General features: G+C 38.2%; 17 protein-coding genes. 12 read left to right on the top strand and 5 right to left on the bottom strand.

Translation table 11 applies throughout. The features are described from left to right. Positions 1-32: 32 nt before the first annotated feature. The 7 genes from FJ366_00215 to FJ366_00185 all read left to right on the top strand — a co-directional run bounded on the left by FJ366_00215 (position 33) and on the right by FJ366_00185 (position 15,058). Positions 33-3,797, top strand: a complete 3,765-nt coding sequence (locus FJ366_00215; GenBank protein MBM3894015.1) for a hypothetical protein — start codon at positions 33-35, stop codon at positions 3,795-3,797. A gap of 83 nt (positions 3,798-3,880) precedes the next feature. Beyond that, entirely contained in the window at positions 3,881-5,413 is a 1,533-nt protein-coding gene (locus FJ366_00210; GenBank protein MBM3894014.1) for a hypothetical protein, read from the top strand. A gap of 86 nt (positions 5,414-5,499) precedes the next feature. Further along, the gene (uvrA, locus tag FJ366_00205; GenBank protein ID MBM3894013.1) at positions 5,500-8,040 is read left to right on the top strand and encodes an excinuclease ABC subunit A; all 2,541 of its coding nucleotides are present in this window, start codon (positions 5,500-5,502) and stop codon (positions 8,038-8,040) included. A 137-nt stretch (positions 8,041-8,177) separates the two neighbouring features. Next, entirely contained in the window at positions 8,178-9,428 is a 1,251-nt protein-coding gene (locus FJ366_00200) for a hypothetical protein (GenBank protein MBM3894012.1), read from the top strand. A 13-nt stretch (positions 9,429-9,441) separates the two neighbouring features. Further along, positions 9,442-10,287 carry a hypothetical protein gene (locus tag FJ366_00195; protein ID MBM3894011.1) on the top strand — a complete coding sequence of 282 codons (846 nt, stop codon included), beginning with the start codon at positions 9,442-9,444 and terminating at the stop codon, positions 10,285-10,287. 3 nt (positions 10,288-10,290) lie between these two features. After that, the gene (locus tag FJ366_00190; GenBank protein MBM3894010.1) at positions 10,291-14,061 is read left to right on the top strand and encodes a hypothetical protein; all 3,771 of its coding nucleotides are present in this window, start codon (positions 10,291-10,293) and stop codon (positions 14,059-14,061) included. 10 nt (positions 14,062-14,071) lie between these two features. Beyond that, positions 14,072-15,058 carry a hypothetical protein gene (locus tag FJ366_00185; protein ID MBM3894009.1) on the top strand — a complete coding sequence of 329 codons (987 nt, stop codon included), beginning with the start codon at positions 14,072-14,074 and terminating at the stop codon, positions 15,056-15,058. A gap of 24 nt (positions 15,059-15,082) precedes the next feature. On the opposite strand, the gene FJ366_00180 is transcribed toward FJ366_00185, so the two are convergent. After that, positions 15,083-15,982, bottom strand: a complete 900-nt coding sequence (locus FJ366_00180; GenBank protein MBM3894008.1) for a hypothetical protein — start codon at positions 15,980-15,982, stop codon at positions 15,083-15,085. A 77-nt stretch (positions 15,983-16,059) separates the two neighbouring features. Next, positions 16,060-16,461, bottom strand: a complete 402-nt coding sequence (locus FJ366_00175) for a hypothetical protein (GenBank protein ID MBM3894007.1) — start codon at positions 16,459-16,461, stop codon at positions 16,060-16,062. Between the two features lie 34 nt (positions 16,462-16,495). Between FJ366_00175 and FJ366_00170 the strand changes: the two genes are divergently transcribed. Beyond that, positions 16,496-16,804 carry a hypothetical protein gene (locus FJ366_00170; GenBank protein MBM3894006.1) on the top strand — a complete coding sequence of 103 codons (309 nt, stop codon included), beginning with the start codon at positions 16,496-16,498 and terminating at the stop codon, positions 16,802-16,804. Positions 16,805-17,184: 380 nt separating this feature from the next. Then, entirely contained in the window at positions 17,185-19,743 is a 2,559-nt protein-coding gene (mutS, locus tag FJ366_00165; protein MBM3894005.1) for a DNA mismatch repair protein MutS, read from the top strand. Between the two features lie 2 nt (positions 19,744-19,745). Here the strand turns inward: mutS and FJ366_00160 are convergent, their stop codons facing one another. Continuing rightward, on the bottom strand, positions 19,746-20,660 hold the full coding sequence (locus FJ366_00160; protein ID MBM3894004.1) for a hypothetical protein: 915 nt from the start codon (positions 20,658-20,660) through the stop codon (positions 19,746-19,748). Between the two features lie 133 nt (positions 20,661-20,793). On the opposite strand from FJ366_00160, the gene FJ366_00155 reads away from it, so the two are divergent. Together FJ366_00155 and FJ366_00150 are read left to right on the top strand one after the other, a co-directional pair. Further along, positions 20,794-21,513, top strand: coding sequence for a YebC/PmpR family DNA-binding transcriptional regulator (locus FJ366_00155; protein ID MBM3894003.1), 720 nt, complete (start codon positions 20,794-20,796; stop codon positions 21,511-21,513). A gap of 15 nt (positions 21,514-21,528) precedes the next feature. Then, the gene (locus tag FJ366_00150) at positions 21,529-22,446 is read left to right on the top strand and encodes a DUF1732 domain-containing protein (GenBank protein MBM3894002.1); all 918 of its coding nucleotides are present in this window, start codon (positions 21,529-21,531) and stop codon (positions 22,444-22,446) included. A 45-nt stretch (positions 22,447-22,491) separates the two neighbouring features. Here the strand turns inward: FJ366_00150 and FJ366_00145 are convergent, their stop codons facing one another. After that, positions 22,492-23,409 (bottom strand): hypothetical protein, encoded by a 918-nt coding sequence (locus FJ366_00145; protein ID MBM3894001.1) that lies wholly within the window; start codon positions 23,407-23,409, stop codon positions 22,492-22,494. A gap of 85 nt (positions 23,410-23,494) precedes the next feature. Here FJ366_00145 and FJ366_00140 point away from each other — a divergent pair, with 85 nt between their 5' ends. Continuing rightward, positions 23,495-24,634, top strand: coding sequence for a glycosyltransferase family 4 protein (locus FJ366_00140; GenBank protein ID MBM3894000.1), 1,140 nt, complete (start codon positions 23,495-23,497; stop codon positions 24,632-24,634). Here FJ366_00140 and mnmA read toward each other — a convergent pair. Beyond that, entirely contained in the window at positions 24,565-25,641 is a 1,077-nt protein-coding gene (gene mnmA, locus FJ366_00135) for a tRNA 2-thiouridine(34) synthase MnmA (GenBank protein MBM3893999.1), read from the bottom strand. The genes FJ366_00140 and mnmA overlap by 70 nt on opposite strands. Between the last annotated feature and the right edge of the window lie 58 nt (positions 25,642-25,699).

Below are 25,699 nucleotides of genomic sequence, written 5' to 3'. Positions count from 1 at the left end.
AGCACAATTTTCGCGTTGAGAGGGGAATTTGTATGCGTGTTTACTTAGTATTACTGTGGGTTGGACTTATTTTTTTGAGTGGAGATTCTGGGGCGTATTTTTCGCGTAAGCCATTTTATACCTCATCGCACGCGTTGCCTTCGCCTTCTCATCTTGCGATGGAAGATCTTTTGAATAAGGTTTTTAATAATAAGCCTACCGCAAAGCCTTTTAACTTTTCCTCGCCCTATTCAACGATGAATTTAAATGCAGGATCAAAATTATTTCTAAATTCAGGGGTGTTTGAGGTTGTTGGAGGAACGGTTACGCAAGAAGAAGGAGCGACTGTTTATGGTGAAATTCGAGTTACGGAAGATGGTAGATATGTTCATGAATCAGGAACGACTGCTGTTGGGCTGTATGGTAATTTTACTCAATTAACATCAGGTGAATTTGTTTTGGGTGGAAATACTCGGATGTCTGCAACATTTGGTCCGATTTCAGGTGCTGTTTTGGTTAGAAATCAAAATAATCGAATTGAGGGAAATGCGTATTTTCAGCAATCGGTAACTCTTGAAAATTCTTCTGCGGTTCTTACGCTGGCTGTTGGAACTGTTATAAGTAAACCAATTTATTTGAATGGTGGAACATTAATTTTGGACTCAGACCTTTCCTTTGGATATGAAGGATATTTGGTTGGGCCGGGAACTGTCGATGGACAAGGAGCAGGCTCTTTGAGGTTTTCGGGGACAGCTGATCAATGGAATACGGGTTTAACATTTAAAAATGTTCATACGCTTGAGCTTTCTGGGTCGACAAAGCTTACGGGAACCTGGAATTTTGAGGGCGAAACAAACATTATAGGCGGAGGGTGTCTTCTTGATACAAGAGCCTTGGGGATTTTAAATCTTCGTACGGGCGCTGTTGTTAAAATGAATGGTGTAAAAATTGGAAATATGAAGCAAAACACCCTGAGTCTTACTCCAACTTCAACGGCTTTTTTTTCAGACTCAACCTTAAGCCTTGCAGAAACTATTACACTTACGTCGGGTACGTGGTATGTAAATTCAGATTCTGTTTTTTCAATAAAAGAAAATGAGTTGTTTGTAAGCACTCAAGGAAGATTGATGGTTGATGCCTGCACATTATGGCTAGATTCATCAGATACAACGGGATTGACCCTTTTTCAAGGGAACGATTCGTTGTTTGTAAAAAAATACAATCAAGGATTGTTACGTGTTATGACAGATATGGATAAGGTTACCTCTGGAGCATCTCGTCGATTGTTAAATGGTGATGTTCTTGACGATATTGTTTTGACTGAAAACCTAAGTCTTCGAACAAATCAATTTATTACGTATGGGGGAAGTGCGGTTCTTGACGGAAGTGGAACATCTATTTTGTTTGCTCGTGGTTCAGTTGGTCAGTTAAATGTTCCTTCTGGAGTTACGTTAACGATTAGAAATTTGAATTTAATGCGGATCACAAATGGGGTGTTAAATGTGCCGACAGGAGCTCGTCTTAATATATCAAATGACGTTTTAATTGAGTTAGATCAAAACACGACTCTTTCTACGGGTATTTTTACGATGATTGGTCGTACGGATATTTTAAGAATTCGCGGAAATGGTGGACGAAAAAAATTAATATTGGCTCCGGCTGATGAAGGGTTTCAATTTAACATTAGATCAAACACCTTAATGCTTGAAGACGTTGAATTAATTGGTATTGAGCATATTCAGTATTCGTTTACAACAGATGCCTATGACAATCGAATTGTTGGTGTTGTAGGGTTAGATGGTGTTTCAGTTATCGATATTACTCGAGATACAAATATGAGCTTGATGGTTAACGGTAGGGATTCTGGACTTGTTCTACTTAACAATAATTTAACGTTAAGTGGAAGTGTTCTTTTTGGGTTAGCTCCTGAAAATATTTTAAATATTATGTTTGCATTGCAAACGGGCTCAGATCTTCCGCGAGTAACTCTTGGGGATGGTTTTTGTACGTTAACTTCTGTTGGTGGAAATGCTGGTATTAACTTTATTAATGACCAAGTTACTTTGGATTTGTTGAAAGATAAATCGATTATCGCGGGCGAGCGTTCATTTATTTCTGGAAAAAATATTATTGTTACCACAAGTCCAATTCGTGTTGCTTCAACACAATTTTCTATTCGGCAGGGAACCGATTTATCTTCAAGTGGAATTGAAAACCCAATTGATGTTATAACGAGTCGCTCGCCTTCGCTTTTTTCTGATTTGATGGGTGATTTGTGGACTGCGTATCATTTAAAAGAATTTGAAAATATTCGGGAAAAAGCAGAACGAGATTATTCAGCATATTTGGATGAAACCGTTTTCACTCGTTCTCTTGAAACAAGAAGAAGAATTTCTGTTCCTGCGCCTACCGTTCGGGTGATGGGTCGTCTTGCCTTGTCTCGTGCTGTTGGAGCTGTTGCGCTGACTGGTGGTGGTTCTGTACATAGATTTTTGCCAGATAATTGGATTCCTTTTAGTGCAAGTTTAACGGGAGGATCAAAGCTGGAGCAAAATCGTGTTCGTCCATATACGCCGATTCCGCTTAGAGATCCTGCTTCATTGCAAACGCCATCACAAGGAACGTTTGCGGGGCTCAAAGAGACAGACGTCTTGTACGTAACTAAGGGGCAGAATATCATGACAATTAATAGTAACTTTAATATTCTTGGGGATCTTGAAATCGATGAAGATGCTGAGCTTATTTTTGATTTGGCAAATGGCGCAATTTTAACATTTGGTCATTACAATGAAGGATTTATTCCTCGTTGGGGTACAGGAACTCCTCAGGGGTATGATTTACGTTTGCCAAAAAACTCTACGTTGCGGTTTCGTGGTAATGGAACGGTTCGCTTTTCTGATGGTTCACAAATTATTTTTGAGGGTTCAACGTTTGTTGAAACAATTTCTATCGAAAATCCAAGAAATTATGATGATAACCGTCCAGAGCTGGTTATTAGTGATTTTGCTTTGCTTGATGTTTCCGATCACCATCGCCTTGTTATAAAAGGACGTGGCAAGGTAAATATTGCAACAAATGGTTCGCTCAATGTTGGAGATGGATTGTTAACAATTGGTATGACAGATGCAGACTTTTTTGATTTTAAAGTTTTTAGAGCAGGAAGTATTGGGGTGAGTGTTCCTCGTCAAAAAATAGCAGATGCATATTCTATGGAAGCGCGTTGCTCTTTTAATCATGGATTTTTTAATTTGAATTTTAGTGATAAAGGTACATTAAAAATTGGGGATCGCGGAGTTGTCGAGCTTGGATTGAATTATAACGAATCAACGCGTGGATTTATTAATGAGTTTTATTTTAAGTCACAGGCCGTTCTTGATATTTCAGAGGGAGGAGCACTTGTGTTTGGTCAAAATTATTATGCTCCAGCTGGCTTAGATAATTTAATATTGCCAATGAAGTGGGATAATCAGGCTGGAGAGATTTATGGAGGTGGACTTGTTCGAGCGGTAGATGGGTCTGTTTCAGGCGGTCGTACGTTATTTCAAGCGGTATTGCAGCGAGCGTTTTTTGCAACGTCAGAAAGTTCTGGATATCAAATTGTGCGAAATTTATCTAAATATACATCTCTTCTGAGAAGAGCAATCGATTACTATCTGCCCGATGGCAACTATTATTTGGAGTTTCCATCAGGGACAAGGGTTTCTTTGAATTTTGGAGATATTATTCGAGCAGAGGATCCTACAACAGGCGTTGTCAGTGGTGTTTTTGGTACTTCTCAGTTTAATATAACACCAGGAGGGCTTCGTACAACAAGCTAATTTCTTGTATAGACAGACATTTCTGAGTATATCTTTGTACCGTTCGATTAAAGGTGTTGGGTAATTAGTGTGTGGGCTTAAGAATGGATCGTCACTTACTTGTATTGAATGTGATAGCTTTTTTTATAGGAATGTGTGGCGCGCATGAATCTTTAGTTTCGTATAATGCTCCATCTAGATTTAAAGATCGATATGCTTTTTCTGATTCTGAAGATCGTTTGTTGATGCAGCATGTTGTTGATCCAGGGTGGAATTTTAGTGGTAAAGTTTTTAAAAATGCTACAGAAATTTTTTCTGGGTTTTCGCATGTGCAGGCATCTGAAGCGTATTCTAATGTTGGAGAAGTTTCTGACAGTGCAGGTTATTGGCTCAAAAAAAATCCTCTATCGTTAAGGGACTTTTGTGCGCTGTCGGCTTTGATGGAGCAAAATGAAATAGTATATGACGGTCTTATTCCTGTTAATGTTTTTGGGTTACAGCCTGCAGAGGTTACTAAAGATGTTGCAGCAAGATCTACTCAACGCCATTTCTTGCGATATCTAGCAGGAAGGGATTTTGAGTTTAAAACAAAAACTAATAAGCAATCTTTTTTGTTTAATTATGCAAGTGCTTGTTGGAATGAAATGTTTTATTTGGGGTTTGAGTTTAATCTTTGTCGCGTGAGGCAGGACTTGGAGATGGTTTCTGTTTTTTCACCATCTGAAGCAAGTTTAGTCGCCAGTGATAAGCAAACAAATAGATATAATACTGCAACATCAGATTTTCCGCTTGAGTATCCAAATGGCTTGCAATCAATTTTTGATCGATTGATGTTACTTAAAAATTTTGCTCAAGATCGAAATGATGAAACTTTTACTATTGGAGATTCAAAGTTTTTTATTAATTTTCCTTTGAGTTACGAAAATCGTCGATTGGGAGCGTTTTCCATGTATGTGATTTTAGGTGCTCAGCAGCAATTTAATTCTAAAAAAATAATTCAAGCATTTGCAGGAAAGCCGTATCGAGGTCCCACAGTTGGAGCTTCGCTTGGATTTGTTGTTCCGTATTCAGATTTATTTAATTTTCATTTTTATACACATGCAAATTATTCGTTTGAATCACTTGTGATGCGTCGAGTTCCACGCTTTATTGATCGAAAAGTGAGTGAGGGTGAAGGTCCTATGATTTCGGGTACAGATGCAGATGTCTATTTAACGGTTCCACTTGCTTCTCGAGCAATAAGATTTAGAAATTATTCAAACGTTTATCAGCCGGATTCAACAGCTACAGAATTGTCAGATGGATATGTTTCAACGCGTATGCGATATGGTCCAGAGTTTGGCATGCAGGTTGGTAATTGCTTTAATAATTTATTTTCTAAGGATTTGTCATTAGATATTATGTATCGTTTTAATTTTAAATCGAATGATGTAATTGGCGCTCCAAATGGGGATTATGGATATGCACGTGATTTAATTACCAAAGACACACTGAGTATTAGTCATGCAGCTCTGGCTCGTTTGAATTATCGCTATAATGATTCAATTAAATTTTTTGCAGGTAGCAGTTCTGTTTTTGCTGGTCGACGATGCTTGAAAGAACAAGAATTCACGGTTGGTATTTTGGGTGTGTTTTAGCTTTTTTTGATGAGAGTGCTTTTAAGACTAAAAAAAAATTATTTTTGTGATACTGTTGTCCGGATGACTTTAAAGTTCCGGAGAGGCTGTGTATGAAAAAAGATTGCATTACCGTTATTGGCGCGCGTGAACATAATTTGAAATCAATTACTGTTGAAATTCCAAAAAACACATTAACGGTGATCACTGGTCCTTCGGGTTCTGGCAAAAGTTCATTGGCCTTAGACACTTTGTACGCAGAGGGAAAGCGTAGATATGTTGAATCTCTTTCCTCTTATGCCCGGCAATTTTTGGGAGTCTCTAAGCGACCTGATGTAGATAAGATTGATGGTCTTTGCCCTGCTATTGCAATTGACCAAAAAACGGTTGGATTCAATCCTCGTTCTACCGTTGGAACGATTACAGAAATTTATGATTATTTACGAGTTCTTTTTGCTCGAATTGGCGTTGCGCATTGTGCGTTGTGTAAACAACCAATTCAATCGTCATCTCCTGAGAGCATCATGCAAATGGTCTTGGTAAACTATCAGCAAAAAGATGTTATCATCGCAAGTCCTCTGGGTATTGATAAAAAAGGTGAGTTTAAAACAGAAATAGCGATAGCATTTAAAAAAGGATTTTTCAGATTTATTGTTGATGGTGTTTTGCATCGCATTGACTCTGAACAAGATATCTTAAAAATTGATCTTAAAAAAAATAATAAGCACACCGTTTTTACTCTTGTTGATCGACTTGAAATTGGGTCAGAGGATCATGTTCGATTGTCTGAAGCTGTAGAAAAAGCGATAAAAATGTCGTCTGGCATTTGTGCTGTTATTGATCCAGAAAAAGTAACGGAAAAAGATGGATACCAACTTTTTTCTTCATTGCACGCATGTTTGAAATGTGCAAAATCTGGACCAGAGCTTGAGCCTCGATTGTTTTCATTCAACTCACCATTGGGAGCGTGCCGATTTTGTAATGGAATCGGATTTGAATATCAAACATTACTCAACGATCCTGATGGAGAAAGTGCTTTACAGGAATGTTATTCTTGTCATGGCGCGCGACTTAAGCCTGAAGCATTGGGTGTAAAAATTTGTGATAAAAATATTTTTGAAGTTTGTTCATTGGCGCTGGATGATTTGGTTTCTTTTATGCAGCTTCTTTCGCTTCCTGCGGATCAAGAGTTAATTTCTGCGCCGTTAGTGCGTGAAATTGTTCAACGCCTTAATTTTTTGATTGATGTTGGTCTTGCATATTTAACTCTTGCTCGTCCTGTAAGAACGCTTTCTGGTGGAGAGGGACAACGTATTCGTCTTGCGACACAAATTGGTTCTGCTCTAACTGGGGTTTTATATATTTTGGATGAACCAAGTATTGGTTTGCATCAACGAGATAATGACAGACTTATTTTAACGCTCAAAAAATTACGTGATTTGGGAAATACGGTAGTCGTAGTTGAGCATGACATTGATACCATGCTTGCTTCAGATTTTATTATTGATATTGGACCTGCGGCTGGAATTTTGGGTGGAAGGGTGACAGCGGTTGGATCTCCTGCGCAACTTACGAAAAACCCCAATTCTTTGACCGGTAAATTTTTGTCGGGGGAGCGAGCGATTCTTGTTCCAAAAAAGCGACGAACCTTTCAAAATCACTTGAGTATTACCCAGGTAACAACAAATAATCTTAAAAAAATTGATTTCAGGATCCCGTTGGGTGTTTTTTGTGCGGTTTCTGGCGTCTCTGGTTCTGGCAAAAGTAGTTTGGTGATGCAAACATTAGCCCCGGCATTACGCCATTATTTTTCATCTGGCTATTATGGAACGGTGGGATTTGATGATCTTGAAGGAATTGAACATATTCGTTCTGTGGTGTTGGTTGATCAAACCCCAATCGGAAGAACTCCTCGGTCAAATCCTTCAACGTATTTAGGCTTTTTTGATGAAATTAGGGCTCTTTTTGCCGGCTTACCCGAGAGCAATGCCCGTGGGTATGGTCCTGGTCGGTTTAGCTTCAACGTTCCTGAAGGACGATGCTTTGACTGTGGGGGCGATGGAAATATTAAGATTTCTATGCACTTTTTAGAAGATGTGGTTATCCAGTGTAAAGGCTGTCGTGGAAAACGATTTAATCCGCAAACGCTTGAAATTTTATACAAAGGTAAAAATATTGCGGATATTTTGGAAATGTCGGTTCTAGAAGCGCGAGATTTTTTTGATTCTTTTAAGGGAATTGTAAAAAGACTGGATTTATTGTGTGATGTGGGGCTTGATTATATTAAGCTTGGACAGCCTTCAACAACCCTTTCTGGCGGAGAAGCGCAACGAATTAAATTGGTCAATGAGCTAGCAAAGCGTGGGGCCAATACATTGTATATTCTGGATGAGCCAACTACCGGTCTTCATAGTTCTGACGTTGAAAAGCTTCTTGTTGTGCTCAATCGGTTGGTTGATCGTGGTAATACTGTTTTGGTTATTGAGCATAATATTGACGTTCTTAAGTGCGCGGATTGGATTATTGATATTGGTCCGGAGGGTGGCAAAATGGGTGGATTTATTGTGGCTCAGGGTACTCCCGAGGTTGTCGCAAAATCAGCTCAGGGATATACCTACAAATATCTTGCTCAGGCATTAAATCAATAAAAAATTTCAAAAAACGATAAATTGTGTGAATTTTTTGATAAATATCAGATACCTTTTGTGCAACTACATTCTTTTTTGTACGTTTTAACGTATACATGAAAGCCCTCTTGGGTAAGATTTTTTCAGGGATTGAATTTATGAAATTTATGCGTAATTTGAGTTTTTTTGCATTATTGGCAATCTCTTTTGCCACTTCAATGGTTTTTTGTCCATATGACTATGATGAAGACGGAAATCAGGTTTGGATCGGCGGTCATTCGCATAAGCAATCTGGGGTTGTATCCCGATTAAAGCAGCAAGAATTTATTCGTAAAGAAGCTGCGCGGTATGCAAATCGGCTTAGAGCGGTAGATGATCTTTTGAGAGTTCTTAGTACTCTTGGAGATAAAAGGGCAGCTATTGATGCTTTGCTAGAGAAGAAAGATCAGGACAAAGAATATTCAGATGCGCTTGCTGTTGCATACTCGTGTATTGCAAATGCATCTGATGTTAAGCAGGATGAAATTGATAAAATTACTGAATATAAAAACTGGTGTCGTGAGAGTGAGTTGGCTCTTTCAAGTTACGATTCGATGGGCAATGAAATGCTTCGAGTATTTGTGGGTCCTCAGTCGTCAGTCTATGCTTCAACGTGGTATGGAAAAATTGGATATGCAATTATCGTACCTGCTTTAAATGCGTGGGGTCGTGCTTTTGATAAAGAGTTGGAATCAGCATCAACAAGTTTTATGAAGCGTGCATCGCGTATGGCTCGTGTGTTTTTTGCTCAAATGGGTTTTATTTCTCCGCTTTCAACCGAGCAGGTATCTTCATGGATCAGGGCGTTAGAAAAATATCGTGCATCGATGGATAAATTAAGCAGTAGTTCTGCTCAGGATTCCTCTTTTGCAAATACGTTTGCGCAGCGAAATGCAAGTAAAGTAGAAAAAGGACTTCTTGGGGCAAAAGAATCCGCAAAAGATTCTGTTGTCGATCTTGATTCTGCAGCAAAAGGAGTTGCTCTACTTAATCCGGTGAAAGCTTATGCAATGAGATCAATTCCTGCGCATGTAACTATTACTGAATCGGTTACAATGCTTTTGAGAAGTCAATTGTCTGATGTTGTCCAGTCGATTGATGTTTCATATTCAGATCAGCGTTTGCTGATTAATGAATCTTTAAAGATGTTGGATGAGATTAATTTGATGATTCAAGCTTCTTTTTATGAAAATAATGAACTTGTTCTTACTCAAAAAGTAAAAAATAGCTTACTCGCACAGTGTGATCACGTTATTTCGAGTTTGGACTGGTTGTGTGATATTTTAAACAGCAATAAAGATACTTCTTCTCCGGAGCCAAAAAGTTCTCCAGCTCGATCATCGCGCAATAATCGCTTGCTTGGCGACTAGTTAGATGACGGTTATGAACCGATTATTTTTAAGCTTTTTTCTTTCTGCAAGTTTGCTTGCATTGCCACAAGCCTCTCGTGATTTAGTATTGGTGGATAATTCTCTGGTGACAGTTTCTTCTGACCATATGATGCTTGCGATTGCAGATCGTGTGGAGCAGATATCTGCGCGTGTTCAAAAAAGAAATTTGATAGCTGCAGGGGCTGGGATTTTGGCAATTATTATCGCATGGAAACTGTATAGATCACAGACAAGTTCTGTGCCTGTGGCTGCTGATAATGGAGCAACAGCAACGCATCCTCAACTTACCATTTTCGGAAAAATTAAAGATCAATTTTCAACGATTTTTGCATTTACCATAGCTTCGGTGTTTGCAACCTTTTTGACGACGGATGTGTTTCCTGGTGTACGTGATTTTGTATATTCGATCTGGAAAGGGCAGGACAATGTCCGCTTGTTTAAGATTCTTATGAATGCCTCGCTTGTTTCTTTGGAAAGTACATTGCTTCGCAAGAATTTTTGCTTTTCTCTATTGGATCAGCAAATCAAATCTAAATACAATTCACATTTGATCGCAATTCAACGTTATGTCGTTGAGCTGTCTGCAATGATTATAAAAAAATCTTCTGATGCTGGAATCGTCGTTGAAGGAGAAGTTCTTCAATTACTTTCTCAGCTTGAGCGTGATATTGCATTGTTGACTGCTGATTGCCTGGCTGGAAAATATGCAGAAAGTGTTGAGGGCAATGAAATTTCTGCAAAAAAAATGTTTTCACGGACGAGAGAAACAGTATATCGCTTAGAGGATATTTTTTATTCTTTCTCGCGTGCTGCAGATCCTATGGATCAGGAGGCGTAGGCTGTGAAAACGAACAGATTACTAGTGAGTTTTGTTTTTCTTTTTGTTGGTTTCTTGTCAGCGGGAGATGTTTTTTTAGCAGAAAATAGAGCAGATGTTGTTGCGCTTTTTACCAAGTTGCGTTCAATGTTTGGGAGTAAAGTGGTAAGTCATTTTGCATCATTGCAAAAGCCACATGATTTGGTTGCTTGTTTGGATAGTATTTCTGATCAATTAAGCCAAGAGCCACGAGATATTAATAAAATTGGGTGGGGTGAAATTCTTAGAAATTTACAGCAGTATGTTTTTGGAATGGAAAAACTCTACGTTGTTGATGACTATGATGTTCTTTTTACGGGAACAAGTAAAGAAAAACCGCCACAGCAAGCAAAGCTTTTTTTGGAGTGGTGGAAGTTAAACTATCAAGATTCCTATGTAAAATTTTTTGGAATTTATTTTGATTATAATGCAATTACTATTCAGGCTATGGCTAATTTTGCCTGGGAAACGGTTGATGCTGATATTTTATATACCGATCGTGATTTAATTGGTTCTTTAGCTGCGCTTAATAAATGTGTACGACTTTTTGATGGGATTGATAAGTTTAAACAAAAATATGAACGGCAGGCTAAGAAAAAAATAGAATTTATCAATGCGATGCGTAAGCGTCTTTTGCTGCGAAAAACAGAAAAAGCAGGCGAACTTTTTACGGGAATCGTAGCCTCTGTTCCGCGTGTTACAGATTACTATGGAATTTGCGATCTTCCCGAAATGGCGAACAAGTCTTTAGGGCGATTTTCTGAAAGCTTTTTATCGTTATATGGGATTGGTCGAGATGAGCGAAGTGGTCATGAATATCATGAATATTTGCTTGATGAAACGGCTCAATCGTATACCAAATTAGAACAATCGGTTGTTGATGCGGGTCTTGATTTGCATGGGCGGATTATGATTATGGGGTACGAAGGTGCAGCATTTGAATCATATTTTCCGAATTATAAAGATTTGCTTGGCGATTCACTGTGTGATGAGACTTCGCTCAAGGGTAACGCGGGCTGGAGTAAGCCGCCGGCAAATTATTTTGGGTTTTTGACCGGATATGCGTTTCGTGATGCAAATCGAGTTGAGGGCCATGAAGGTCGTTTTGAGCACGTTCACGAAAATAGTGTAGAACTATACAACAGGTTTTTGGATTTATTACAGAGAGATTCTTTTAGGCAGTTGTATGGATTTGTTCAGTCTCATGAAAATTACATTCGTGATTGCATGATGAATGATGATGTTCCTGGTGCCCTTGAAGGGGTTCAAGAATTTCTTGGTCATTTGTATGAAAAAAACTTGATGATTAATGATGGTGATACTGTTGCTTCAATCGCAACTCAAGACATTTTGTTTAATCAAAAACAAATTCAAAAACTTGCAAAATCACCCGTTTCAACGCTGAAGTTCTACACTGGTGCAGATATTACTTATCCGATTGATTTGACCAAGCGACATAGTGAAAAAGCCACATATAACGCTCAGGAGTTTGTCAAAAAATTTGTAAAACAACTTGTTCCGCGTGATGGCGATTCAACGGTGTATGTCTTTAATAGTTTTGTGGATGGTGTGGGAAAAACAACTCTTTTAGGGAATATCAAAAACTGGATGAAATACGGTCCAGATATGGCTAAGTACGAAGCAGCAGATAACAGTTCATCTCAATTGGCTGATATTTTTGAATTTTCAAAAGATGTATTTGTTGCAGATTTGCCAGCTCAAATTAGTCATTTTACCTATAAACCCGATGGATACGTGTTTGTTGATGTAGCATCGGTTAAAGGGCTTGAAAATAAATCAAAAGAAGTTATGAAATATTTCTCTGAACACAAAAAAGATCTTGTCGAAGCTTACCAAAAGCGCTTGCAGGAAGTTTCGGTGTTAATTTCAGAAAAAGGATGGCATGCACCAGAATTAAACGATAAGAAGCGCCCAATTGACGCGTTTATGAAAAATTTACATTTGCTCAAGCGAGTTTCGTTAAATACCTGGATTCCTTGTGAATATGAAGGGCAGCCGTATTTGGTTGATTTTTCTGATTCTGGTGAAGTGAGGCTTTTCAAGCCATTTAAAGAAGGGCAGTCTTCCGGGCTTAAAAATATTCAAGCGGATCAGATGTTTTTCTTTGATGGCATTACCTTACCGTTGGAATATCAATCATTTTTGGACGATTTGACGAGTCGGTGTAAAGAAAAAGGGATCAAAAAGGTTGTTTTTGTAGACTTTTTAAGTATGTATCCACGCACACCACGCGAAACGGTTCGGGTAAATTATGTTATGCAGCAAATGGCGCTGTTGTACGCTGACTTTGATCAGCGAGATACGGTATACCGCGAAATTACAGATAATTGCGAAATGTTGGCATTGTTGTACCAGCGGCCATGGTTTGATCGATTAAAAGAAAATATAAAAAGAGAAACGCTTGTTCGTTGGGCATTGAATGCATTGTTGGATGAATGGAAAGTTCAAACCCTGAGCTATATTAACTTTGAGCGAAGTACAAAGCGAATTTCAGAATTATTTGAAGAATTATCTGCTGATTTTAAATCGCTAATTGATGAAGCTGTTGAAAAAAAATTGCTTAAAGCATCAGAAGAAGTTGAGCTTGTCTATGGTGAAAATAAAGATTTTGTTAACGTACAGCAGTTTTCTTGGGATAGCGTTGTTTCTTATGCCAAGGAATTGGAATCGGTATTTACTAATTTGGTGACCGATCGAGCATCGCGAAGATTGTGGGGAAGTTTTGGTGGTGATGTGGTTGAGAGCGAATCGGTTGTGGTTCCAGGGGAGTGTGATCGCGTTTTATTGACCACAAAATTGGATAAAGTTCGAGTTCGGTGGGTTATTGATCCTCAAGATCGAAACAAATTAACTTTGGTACCTATTTTTCGTATTTTGCGAGCAGTGTGGTATAACGCCTGCTATCAATTTATTACATCAACTCATTTGCGAGATGGTAAGTTCAAAATAAACCAACCAACCTTGTTGGCGCCATGGTCTGTGAGGTTTGGAACTAATGGATTTATTTATATTGTTCAGCCAAACATTAGTAATTATGAAGGTGAAGTAGATAAAGATATCGCCGAAAAAGACCCTGCATTTGCACAGTTTGTGAACACAGAAACAACTCAGTGGGCACAAATTAACAATCGTCTCTTGGCTCTGGATATTGACTTGTATAATGAAAAAAGGCCCTTAAATACTTCATTTAGAGAATATTCGTTTGGAAACGAAGAGCGTTTAAGTGAATCGGTAAATGCGCCTCAGGTGAGCAGATTTGTTACAACAAAATTGATTTCAGAGTTTGTTCAAGCGCGCGGTTCGGCCGATGTGTTGTTTTTGGAAAAAGCTGAGCGACGAATTGGAGAGCTCAAAACAAAATCATTGCTCAAAAAAATAGACGACCTTGTTCGTGCTGGTGATAAAAAAAGAGGAAAAGATCAGAAGGAAGGGCGCTTGGGAGCTGATGAAGAAAAAGCAGATAGCCTTGATGAGATGGGAAATAATGAACTGAGAAGTTTGGATGATCATGAGTATCCTGGCGTAAAGATGTTTTTAAAATTAATCACACGCATGGAGCAAGTTGTGCGTGACCCAGAAGCAACCTTGGTGGTCCGAAAAAATAATAAAAACGATATCAAAGTAGCGCTGATGCTTTTGGAAGAAGTTGTTTTACCACAATATTTTGGCGTTGTAAGCCAAGAAAAATTATATGAAAATTTTGAGCTGAACGAATCCTGTTCGGGCCTTAAGTAAGGAGAGAAAAATGTTTTTTGTTATTTTATTAGTATCGTTTTTATCGTTCGCCGGTTCTTGTGCTGGTCCAGATGTTACCTTGGCAGATGAATCTTCAAGTACATTTGAGCTTGTAAGGCCCGAATCGACTGGTGCTGGTTGGTATGAGAAAGATTTACCGCATGGCGGAAAGGCGTTTGCAGAAAGACATAGGTTTTTTGGAGGTATTGTTAAGCGAGTTGTTCTTCGGGAAGATTATGAACCAAGTGGCAAAACGCCCGATGCAATTATCGATTTGTCTGATGATGATGCAAACGAAACTTTTCTACAAACTTTTTGTCCGTGTGGAGATCCTGTGTTGAGAACGCTTGGTGCAACAAAAGGGAGTGTTATCCCTGCGGGGGAAGACGCACAATCAATGTATTCAACACTGATTCATCAAATGGCTAAGTTAAAAAACAAACAATTGGGATCTTTCTACAAGTTTCTTCATGAGTTGCATTTGTTTTTTCCGAATTCTCTGCGAAGTCATCCGATTTCCGTAAAAATAATGAATAAATTATATCTTGATGGATCATTCACGCTTTTGGTTAAAACGATCGAAGGTCAAGAACTTTTTGTACGATGTGCGTGTGAATTTGATGCTATTGATTGCGCGTATGTGGTGAATCTTTCTGTTGAAAAAGGGTTTATCGAAAAGTATTCACACATTATCTATGGATTAACCTCAATGTTGTTTGAGATCGAAAAAAATAGAATGGGATATTTGTGGGCTGTGGGTTGTATTTATCTGCTAGGAACTTCTTTTTCGGTGATTTTACGATTGTTGTTGCGTCCTGGCGGCTTGAACCTTGGGTTTGTTCATCTTGGAGCGCCGGGAGATCCTCAAAATCCGTTCTATGGTCATGATGTTAAAATAAATCAAATTATTGCAGCGACGTCTGGGATTTGTCTTTTGGGGTCTTTGCTTGGTCTTAATCAGTTATATCAATCAAGTAAGCCGCTTCTTGAAGATTGAGTTTTGATTTAAAAAACAAATAAATTACGAAAAATGTGCTTTTTTCAAGTAGTCTTCGATGATGAACCGTATTACTGTTTTGTTAAATTCTATCTTCTTTGTGACGTCTTTTATTTCGGAGTAATTTAATTTTAACATTAGTTCGAATTCAGTTTTTGTTAAATGGACCAGAAGGGTGATATACATTTCGTTTGTTAAATATGATAAATGAAATTTTAATATATTTAGGGAAATTTCTTTGTGGATCTTGGAAAAACCATTTTGAGCGATTGAAAAAAATAAAAGAATTTGAAATATTTTTAAAAGATTTGTTGCGCAGGAAAGGGCAACAGAGGGTTTGTACGAATTGCAAAAATACTCACAAGCAGCAGTAACATACCGTTCTGATAAGCCTTCTGATAATCCAGAAGGCATTAAAGCTTTTGTTATGTGATGAGAAGACGATAAGCTGAATAAATTTGATTTTTGAGTTAAGTAGAAGGGCTTTAACAAATCGCTTTTTTCGAGAGCATCAATTGAATCGAATGTTTTTTTTACAAGAATTAACAGCTCTTCGGCAGAAATTGGTGTGGAGATATTTGAACAGATGGGAGATATCGCATTTTTCAAAAATACTGGTAAAACGTCAATTCTTGGCGAACTTTCATCTTTTTGAATTGATAAAGACGTTGTCGATACCTCGCTCCAGATTTTTTTGAGTGAGGTATGAATACGTTCAAGATCTTTGTTTGTTATTTCTTGCATCCATTCAAGTTCTTCGATTTCTCCGATGTCACTGTCTGTAAAATCTTGGGGAGTCCAAAGATTTGTGGTTAGATTTTCTGATTTATCTTTGCCTTCAATAATAAGCTCTCGAGGACAGAAGGCCGGAGTAAGCAAGAAGAGAATAACTGCAAATAGAGCAACTTTTGTTAATTTGGACATAATTAAAGCTTTTTTTTTACTAAAAACATTAATTAAAATGTATTCTTTTATTTGATTAAGGTCTACATCAAGTTAGTTTAAATAAAAGCTTCAGGTACGTTTGGAGTGATGATATTTTCGTCTGAATCACAGTCTTCGAGCTTAGGAAATATTCCTGAATAAAACTCTGACCCAACATAACACCCAAATGCCATCGTAACCATCATAAATAATCTACTTATTGTAGTTTTTTTAAGCTGGTACTTCATCATAAAAGATCCCATAATTCCATGAAAAAATGCTATTCCTGCGGTTGCAAATCTAAGAAGAGGTTTTTTATTTACTTGGAATAAATGGGATGTAATGGCATAGATAAGATATGAATATTCAGATTCCATAAAATCTTGAGGAGCTGTTATTTTTGCAACTATTAGGCCATCTTTTTCATCGATGGTAAGGGTGATTGAAAGAGAGTATGTTTTATCAAAGGTTTTAATCAAAAGGGTAATAGTTTCGTCAGAGCCTTGTGATAGGATGTATTTAATTTTTGATTCAAAAAACCCAAACAATTCTCCAGATGGAAGTTCGTTAATTATTTTTTCTGAAAGATCAAATCTTAGAGTTGGGTTTTCATCATTTACAAAATGTTCTTTCGTGAAAAATTCTTTTTCCGGAGTAGAAAAATCAATTGTAATATTTGTCGTTGCTTGGGTGTTGGTGTTTCCTGGCTTGATTATGACTTGTTTGACGGAAGAATTTTCAAGGCGATTTTTTTCGGCAAACGCAATCGAACCGCTTTCAGAGTGTTTTTCGTACCATCCTGATAAATTGTTGCTAGGTTGAACAAATGTCCATTCATGGGCATCTTGGCCAGCTGTAATTCCCAGAGCTGCTTATAAAAAGGTAAAAAAAGCTAAAAGTTTCATATAAATCCATTTTTGATATAAAAAATCTTGTATACCTTTTTATCATACTTTGTTCTCAAAAAAGTGTTTTATGGCTGTAGGTTTGGGCTAAAAACGTAAAAATACATACAAAATTCTTTTTTTTCTATTCTCTCTGTAACTTTAGGCCGCGGAGATGAATTTTTAGGGTTAATTAGTTATATCAATCAAGTAAGCCGTTTCTTGAAGATTGAGTTTTGATTATTAATTTGACGTGTGCTGAGGGCTTTGTATCCTGGTTGATATGCAAAAAATTAATACAACCCATTTTCACGGTATATGTCTAGCGAAGTTACGCCATTAATGTCCCAGTATTTTGCGATTCGCAAAGAGCATCCGCATGCTTTGTTGTTGTTTCAGGTTGGGGACTTTTACGAGCTTTTTTTTGATGACGCGCGTATTGTTTCGTCAACATTGGCGCTTACGCTTACCAAACGTGGTAAATATCAGGGTGAAGATATTCCGCTGTGTGGAATTCCCGTTCATGTACTGTCTCATTATGTTGCAAAATTGGTTAAAGCTGGATTTTCGGTTGCAATTTGCGATCAGGTAACAAAGCCTGTTCCCGGTCAGGTTGTTAAGCGTGCGGTTACTCGGGTTTTGACTCCTGGAACATTGGTTGATGAAGGATTGCTTGATGACAAAAATTCTTCTTACTTGCTTTCGTGTGCGCAGCGCGGCGATTTGGTAGGAATGATTTTTGCAGAGCTTGCAACGGGGCAGCTGTTTGCAACAACTCTTTCTTCGGGCGATGAGCGATCGATCGACGCTGAGTTAACAAAGTTCTTTCCCGATGAAGTGATTGTAAAAAAAAGTGATTCAGCAATTCATCTGCAGAAGTCTTTCAAGAAAAATGGATATATCGCTCATCATATCGATGAAGACATTTTTTCTTTGGGATGTTCTGATGAATGGTGCGGAAAGACATTTGGACCAGAAACCTCACAAGAATTTTTTAAAAAACGAGTTTTATTTGACGCTCTTGATGTCTTGGTCAGGTATTTGAACAAAAATAATCCAGTAGCTTTTGATGCTCTTCGGCAAGTTCATTTTTACCAAAACACAGATTATTTGATGCTTGATGCCCCAACGCAAAAAAATTTAGATTTATTGGTTAATGCGCAACGCGGAGGCAATGACGCAACGTTGCTTTCGGTTGTTGATAGAACAAAAACACCCATGGGAGCTCGCTTGCTTAAAAAATGGTTAGTGCGTCCCCTGGTGAATAAAAAGCAAATTGTTCAACGCCAGCAAGTTGTACAAGCTTTCTTGGATAACCCTTCTTTGTTGTATGAAGCGAGTCAGCTGCTGCAAGAGCTATCCGATCTTGAGCGTATTGTTTCGCGCGTGGTTATGGGGCGAGCTACAAAATCTGATTTTTTGGGTATAAAAAAGTTTTTGCAGGTATCGCCACGTATTTCTACGCTCTTGTTTCCTGTTGCATGTGCTGTTGAGATGGTTCAGCAGTTACATTCGCAATTGTATGTTAATGATGCGTTTTTGTCTTATTTAGAAGCGAGCTTGAGTGAAGAATTAGGAGCAGCGTCGCTTATAAAACCAGGGTTTGACTTTGAATTGGATCAGCTTAAACACCGAGCAGAAAATGGTAACAATGAAATTTTAAAGCTTGAAAATCGTGAGATTGAACGAACAGGAATTGGCAGCTTAAAAATTCGATATACCGATGTTTTTGGATTTGGGATCGAAATTACCAAGGCAAATTATGGACAGGTTCCTGCAGATTTTATTCCGCAACAAACACTTTCGAATCGAACCAGATATGTGACCACTGAGCTTAAAGAGCTTGAAAGTGAGATTTTAGATGCGCGACAGCGTACAGCAGAGGTTGAACTTGCCGTTTATCAACGAGTAATTTCAGAGGTTGTGCCACATATTTCTGCGTTGCGCATTTCTGCGCAAGCAGTTGCAGTGTTAGATGTTTTGATTGGCTTTGCGCAGCTTGCGTTTGATCGTCGATATTCACGGCCAGAGATAAACGAACACGGCCTTATTGAAATTGTTGGCGGTCGTCATCCGGTGGTTGAATCTGTTATTCACAGTATGTTTGTACCAAATGATACGCGGTTAGCTTCTGATTCGTTGATGCATATTGTCACTGGTCCAAACATGGGTGGTAAATCGACTTATCTTCGTCAAGTTGCATTGATTTCTATTCTTGCGCACGTTGGGTCTTTTGTTCCTGCTGCGCATGCAAATATTAGTATTCTTGATCGTGTATTTACGCGTATCGGCTCTGGTGATGATTTGGCTGGTGGCAAGAGTACGTTTTTTGTTGAAATGGAAGAGACGGCGATTATTTGTCAGCAAGCAACAGAAAAAAGCTTAGTGATTTTGGATGAAGTTGGTCGAGGCACGAGCACGTATGATGGTATGGCACTCGCTCATGCGATTTTAATTTATCTAACTCAAGAGCTTAAAGTTTCTGGCCTCTTTGCAACGCATTATCATGAATTGTGTTCATTGGCAGATGAGTTTAGTGTCATAAAAAATTATTCCATGCAGTGTCGAGCAACGGCACATGGGGTTGTTTTTTTGCATAAAATTATTCCACAAGCAACAAGAGAAAGCCTTGGTGTTGAGATCGCTCGCCAGGCAGGAATTCCTAAAAAAATTGTTGACGATGCGCGAGCTTTTTTGAAGGTTGCTCATACTCAAAATCAAGCGACAAATGCTTTTTATGGAGCAGAAAAACTGACTTCTGAATTGAAAATTCAAGAGGATCCGTGCAGAAAATTTATTAAAGACCTTGATATTGAAGGACTTTCTGCTCGCCAGGCTCTTGACGTGTTGTATCAACTAAAAAATGAAATTTTATAGATTTACGTGAAGTTGATGGTTGTTGTGTCTGAAAAGGGAAGAAGTGAAATAAGTTTTCTTCGTTGATGCTGGCACTGTGTTTGGTTGTAGGTCTGATCTATTGTTTTTGATTCATGATGACTGGTTGTTTCTAAGATCCAGCGACTTACTTTGTAGGAAATTATTTTATCAATTTCTGGCTCGAGCGCTTTTGCGCTGTATGATCGAGTGACCTGAAGAAGAGATTTTTCAGCAGGAGAGGTTCCAGGAACAATCATGGTTACCAGAGAGAATTGTGGGATTATTGCCTTGCCACTACAATTTCCAGGACCAACTAAAACAGCGGCCTCGACTAGGTTGATTGTTACGTGCGGTATGTGGTTGTCGCAAAGCATTTTTAATATTTCACTCAGCGAATTTACATCAATTTCATCGTTGCTGCATGATGCATAATGACTTGGATGTCTGCTGAATGTTGCAAGTAAAATAACGCCACGAGATTGTTTTAAGGTATCAATTGTTGCGGCGTCCAGCCCGAGTAGTCCAAGAGCTTTAGAACCTTGAGCGATAACATATTTTCCAGCACATGATGATGAATCGCTGGTGTCTCCAAGTTCTCTAAATTCAGCTTCTGAATGCAAAGATTGTTTTATATAAGCTTTTGATTTTTCTTTTAAGTAATTGAGTATTCTTGGGATATTCATTTGGTTGACTTTTTTTCTTATTCTTCGAGCTGTGCAGCGATTTCGCATGGTTTTTAATGCGCAGCCGCCAAAAACGGTGAGCGCACTAATTATTAATGTTTGTAAAACCCGTTTTGAATCGAATTTATACCAGGCTTCTTTTTCAGTGTTAGAATCAGAAGAAGTAGCGTTTGGTTGACCAAAAAGAGTTGTTGTTGTGCAAAAAAGAAGTAAATACAGATGAGTTTTTTTCATAGATTAAAAAACCTTATGTGATGATTGCATGAAGTGGTCTCATTTTATAAAAATTATTTTTGGCTTAGACAGTTTTTTTAAAAATAGATATGTTTTTAAATAGTTTTCTAAGCATTCAAGGGGAGATTTAAAAATGTCAGGTCATTCTAAGTGGGCAACGATTAAGCGTAAAAAAGCAGCCCTAGATTCAAAGCGCGGAAGAATTTTTACTAGGCTGGGAAAAGAAATTTCTGTCGTTGCTCGTGACGGGGGAGGGGATCCTTCATTCAATCCGCGACTTCGATTATTGATTGATAAAGCAAAGGCAGCAAATATGCCTGCAGATAATATTGATCGTGCAATAAAGCGTGGAACTGGAGCGGTTGATGGTGCGCATTATGAATTTCATCGCTATGAAGGTTATGCAACAAATGGCGTAGCTTTGATTGTTGAAACATTGAGTGACAATAAAAATAGAACGGTTGCTGATGTTAGACATTACTTTAATAAGCATGGTGGACGTCTTGCGGCAGATGGCTCTGTTTCTTGGATGTTTGCACACAAGGGACAAGTAACCGTGGCAAAAGATGGAGCGACAGAAGATGCGCTTTTAGAAAAGCTTATGGAATACGATATTGATGAAGTTTTTGAAGATGAAGATGGTTTTAAGGTTCTTGGGCCAGTTTCGAGTCTTGATTCTGTGAGGCATGCCGCCGAAAATGCAGGGTTTAAGGTGCTTTCTGCAGAAATGATCTGGAAGGCGAAAGATGTTGCTTCATCGTTAACAGATGAGCAGGCAGAAGGTGTTGCAACTTTTATTGATGGACTTGAAGATATTGATGACGTTCAGGCGGTATTTGATAACCTGGGCTAAAAAAGGGCTAATGATATGATCGAAAGTATGACAGGTTTTGCAACTCGTACATGTGAAATTTCATTCACAGATGCACAAACTGAAAAAAGAATTGATCTTCTGATTGAGCTTAAAAGCCTTAATTCACGCTATTTTGAGGCATCGTTTCGCGTGCCGTCCTCTGTTGCTCGATTCGAGCTTGAACTTAATTCGTTGCTTAAAAAGCAACTTATTCGTGGACGTGTTTTTTGCTCTATAAAATCGGCAAAATCACAAGAAATACTCGAGTCGTATCAGCCGGTTCATGACGTTATAAAAGGGTATGTTGCTTTTGCGCAAGAGTCTGCCCAGCGCTATGGATTACAAAATGATCTCTCGGTTGCCCAAGTTTTGACTGCTCCAGGTGCGTTTGTTCCTACGGCATTAGAAATGTCAGAGGCTCAGGAGGAAGCATTTTTTGATGCGTTTAAAAATGTTTGTAATGAGCTGCAGGTTTCGCGAAGACGAGAAGGGCATGCGTTGTTTTTGGATTTGCAAGAGCGCGCAAAGATTTGTATTCATCGGTTAGGAATAATTGAAGAATCGTTTGCGTCTTTTTTTGAGCAGAAGAAAAAAGAGCTTGCAGTGCAAAAAGAATTGTGTTCCGATCAAGAAAAAGTTATGCAAGATCCTGGTTTAAAATTGAAATTGGATGAGCTTTTTTCGGTTGTACACAAGGGTGATATTCATGAAGAAATTGTTAGGTTTAAAACACATTGTGCTTCTTTTTCAAAATTGATTTCTGATTCTTCGTCAGAAGAAAAAGGTCGTCGACTCGAATTTATCTTGCAAGAGCTTAATCGTGAAGTAAATACGATGATGGCAAAATCTGTAGTAGCTGCTATTAGTTCAGCTGGTATCGATATTAAGTGCGAGCTAGATAAAATGCGTGAACAAATTCAGAATGTTGTTTAAATCGCAGTTATATTTTGCAGGGCCGCGAAATGCGGCCTTTTTTATTTACATTTTTTCGAAAAAACGATTTTTCGCTGCTGCATAAGAGTCTGCGGTTAGTTCAGGAGCGTTTAAGGCATCTTCTCTGATTTGAGTAAATTCAGCTAAAAGATTTTGGTCGGCAAAAATCTTTTTTGTTGTAGCATAAAATTTTTTCGCGACAGGATTGTCTTTTTCGAAAATATGAAGATATGCAATTGGAGTGTTGTTGTGTGCAGCTGTTTTTACAAAAAGACGTCTATTTTCGATTCCGTGTTCTCCGAGTTTGATCCATCCTAGGTGCAGGAGATTTTCTGCGTTAATATCAAAATCGAGCAGAGATGTTGTTGTGGCTAGTAGATCTATTGCTGGTTGAGCGGGTGCATTTTTTACGCTAGTTGAACCAATATGCTGAATGGTGATCAATTGACGAGCAAGGGCGTCAAAAAGTTCTGTTTTTAATTGTCCAAATAAATATTTATATGATGACGAGTCGGTGGATAGTTTTTTTTGAGGAGCAAATTCTTTGATTTGCAAATATTTTTCGGGACTTGCTTTTATAAAAGATGCAAAAGCTGAGGTTTCTGGGATAGTTCCAATAAGACTGTAGATTTTTTTTGAAAATCCGCCGCGTAATTCAAGGCGTTCTTTTCGGGCTTTTTCAATCGATTCTGTAGATATTTGTTTGTGAGTTGCTATTGCAGAGAGCACGTCGTAAATATCTGCAAGTTCCGAGATGAGTTCATCGGAGTCTTTTGCTGTTATTACTTCTTTGGCTTCTTCGAGTAATTTTTTATACAATTCACGTTCGAAATCAGCGTTTTCGGTTAGGATTCGGTACGAAAGTGAACCGTTTTCCGACTCATATCGTTCAACAGTTTTGTCTCTTACTAGTTTTTCGCTTAAAAATTTAAAAATCACGATTTTGCCTACAGTTATTGTTATCTATCGTATAAATAATAGACTGGATTGAGTTGTTCGTCTAACCTTGCCAAAATAATAGGTAATTTATGACACCCGGGGGTTTGATTTGAAAAAAAAACGCTTATTGTTTTTGATTTATGATGGAGTAGAAAACTCTGTTTTTGAAAGTATGGTTCTTGCGCCAGCCAAAAAATATTTGTCGTTGGGATTGTATTCTAAGGTTGATATAGTTTCATTCGAGTCAGATTATTCTTCGGCTCTCGGGAAAGTAGACACCTTTGATCTTCCTGCAGGGTTGTCGATTATTTTGTATTGTCGAATGAGTGTTGTTACAAAACCGACATTGTGGATTCATGCGCCTGTTTTAGCAAGATTCATTTGGAGTCAGTGGTATGATGAAATTTTGGTGAGAGGACCTCTTGCTGCATATGTTTTGAATGTTGCAATTCATTGGTTTATACGAGTTCTTGATTCGACGTGGTCAGTTCCTGTGACTATTCAAGCCAGAGGTTTGGCTGCTCAAGAAGCGTTATTCACGTTTAATGCAAAATCTTCGCGGTCATGGTTTTTAAAAAAGCTCTTTTCATTAAGAGTTTCAACGTTGACCGCAATTGAGCAAGCTGTATATCAAAAAAAATCTTGGAAAGTACCGATGAAGATTACAGCAGTGAGTGAAGCCTTAAAAGATTATTTGGTGAGTTCGTTTGGAGCGAACAAGGATTTTGTCGTTCTGGAAGAGCTTGATATTACAGAGCCTGTCTCAAGAGAATTGGTGCAGCAGTGGCGAGAAGATTTTAGGGGTTATCTAAAAATTCCAGCAGATGCCGTGGTCTATGGGTATAGTGGTTCATGCAAGAAATGGCAGTGCGCGCGCGAAACCTTATTTTTTCTTGCAGATAAAATTGCAGAAAATCAAAATACATATGGATTGATAGTTACAACCGATGTTATAGAGTTTGAAGCTCTTATTTCTGAATTAAAAATTTCAAATACTCGGCTGATTGTAAAATATGTTCCGCAAAAAGATTTGCTTCCCATGATAAGTACGTTTGATTTTGGTTTACTTTTACGGCTTACACATGTGGTTAATTGGGTTTCTCGTCCAACAAAAGCTTTAGAATATATGGCGGTTGGGGTTCCAATTATTCACAATAAAACGGTTGGTTGGCTTGTTGATTATGATGAAAAAGTTGGAGCTGTTGGCAGTGAGATAACGCCGCACCCAAGACATGTTTCTTTATCGTAAAAAACGGCAAATTGACCCGGTGCAATTCCTTGATCATTATTTTGTAAACAAACAATAGCATTGTTTCCGTTTATGGTTATTGAGCACGGATTTTGTTCTGGTCCATGGCGTAATTTTACAGAGAGCGCATTAGTTGTTGGTGGTTTATTGATCCAGTGCAGTCGTTCAACTAAAAATTCTTTACGTTCCATCTCTGGAGCATGATATTTGCATGATATGTAAACGATATTTTTGGTAGGATCTTTTGTGACGACGTACCATGGACCACCAGAAAGACCAAGTCCCTTTCTTTGTCCTATGGTGTAAAACCAAAAGCCGTTATGCGTTCCTAGTTTTTTTCCTGTTTCAAACTCAATTAAATCACCTGTTTTTGTGTCTAGATGGTGTTTTAGAAATTCATCAAAGCTAATTTTGCCTAAAAAACAAATGCCATAGCTGTCTTTGCGCTTTGCGGTTGGTAGGTTAAATGAATCAGCGAGTTTACGTACTTCTTCTTTCGTGTATTTTCCGATGGGGAATAGTGCTCTTTTTAATTGTGATTGGCTTAGGTGAGAGAGAAAATAGGTTTGATCTTTAACGGTGTCTGGCGAACAGAGTAAATCGACTGTTCCGTCATCATTTGTAACTGTTTGGGCATAGTGACCTGTTGCTACTTTTTCATACTCAAGAGAGATTTTTTTAAAAAAAGCATCGAATTTAACATATTGATTGCACAAAACATCTGGATTGGGGGTTCTGCCTTCTTTGGCTTCTTTGACGGTGTATGAGACAACAGCATCCCAATATTCTTGTTGAAGAGAGATTATTTCAAGGGGAACGTCAAGAAAAGCACAGGTCTCTTTTACAAATAAAAGATCTTCTTCCCATGGGCATTCGCCAAGGAAAGAAAGTTCATCTTCAAGCCAAATTTTTAAATAAAAAGCAGTAACATCGTAGCCAGCGTGTTTGAGCAACGCCAAAGATACGGAGCTATCAACTCCTCCAGAAACTAAAACAGCAATTTTCATGTGATAATGATACAAATAACACGGTTGATACTATTGAGTATATCAATAAAACATGCTT

The sequence above is a fragment of the Candidatus Dependentiae bacterium genome, assembly GCA_016871815.1.
Taxonomy (GTDB): domain Bacteria; phylum Babelota; class Babeliae; order Babelales.
This window is presented reverse-complemented; position numbering and strand designations above follow the sequence as displayed.

What these genes read in the sequence shown, in the direction of transcription:
- FJ366_00200 (MBM3894012.1), top strand. Translation starts at nt 8,178, where the DNA reads ATGAAATTTATGCGTAATTTGAGTTTTTTTGCATTATTGGCAATCTCT.
- mnmA (MBM3893999.1), bottom strand. Translation starts at nt 25,641, where the DNA reads ATGAAAATTGCTGTTTTAGTTTCTGGAGGAGTTGATAGCTCCGTATCT.
- FJ366_00195 (MBM3894011.1), top strand. Translation starts at nt 9,442, where the DNA reads ATGAACCGATTATTTTTAAGCTTTTTTCTTTCTGCAAGTTTGCTTGCA.
- FJ366_00185 (MBM3894009.1), top strand. Translation starts at nt 14,072, where the DNA reads ATGTTTTTTGTTATTTTATTAGTATCGTTTTTATCGTTCGCCGGTTCT.
- FJ366_00215 (MBM3894015.1), top strand. Translation starts at nt 33, where the DNA reads ATGCGTGTTTACTTAGTATTACTGTGGGTTGGACTTATTTTTTTGAGT.
- FJ366_00150 (MBM3894002.1), top strand. Translation starts at nt 21,529, where the DNA reads ATGATCGAAAGTATGACAGGTTTTGCAACTCGTACATGTGAAATTTCA.
- FJ366_00170 (MBM3894006.1), top strand. Translation starts at nt 16,496, where the DNA reads ATGTATTTAATTTTTGATTCAAAAAACCCAAACAATTCTCCAGATGGA.
- FJ366_00210 (MBM3894014.1), top strand. Translation starts at nt 3,881, where the DNA reads ATGGATCGTCACTTACTTGTATTGAATGTGATAGCTTTTTTTATAGGA.
- FJ366_00160 (MBM3894004.1), bottom strand. Translation starts at nt 20,660, where the DNA reads ATGAAAAAAACTCATCTGTATTTACTTCTTTTTTGCACAACAACAACT.
- FJ366_00180 (MBM3894008.1), bottom strand. Translation starts at nt 15,982, where the DNA reads ATGTCCAAATTAACAAAAGTTGCTCTATTTGCAGTTATTCTCTTCTTG.
- mutS (MBM3894005.1), top strand. Translation starts at nt 17,185, where the DNA reads ATGTCTAGCGAAGTTACGCCATTAATGTCCCAGTATTTTGCGATTCGC.
- FJ366_00155 (MBM3894003.1), top strand. Translation starts at nt 20,794, where the DNA reads ATGTCAGGTCATTCTAAGTGGGCAACGATTAAGCGTAAAAAAGCAGCC.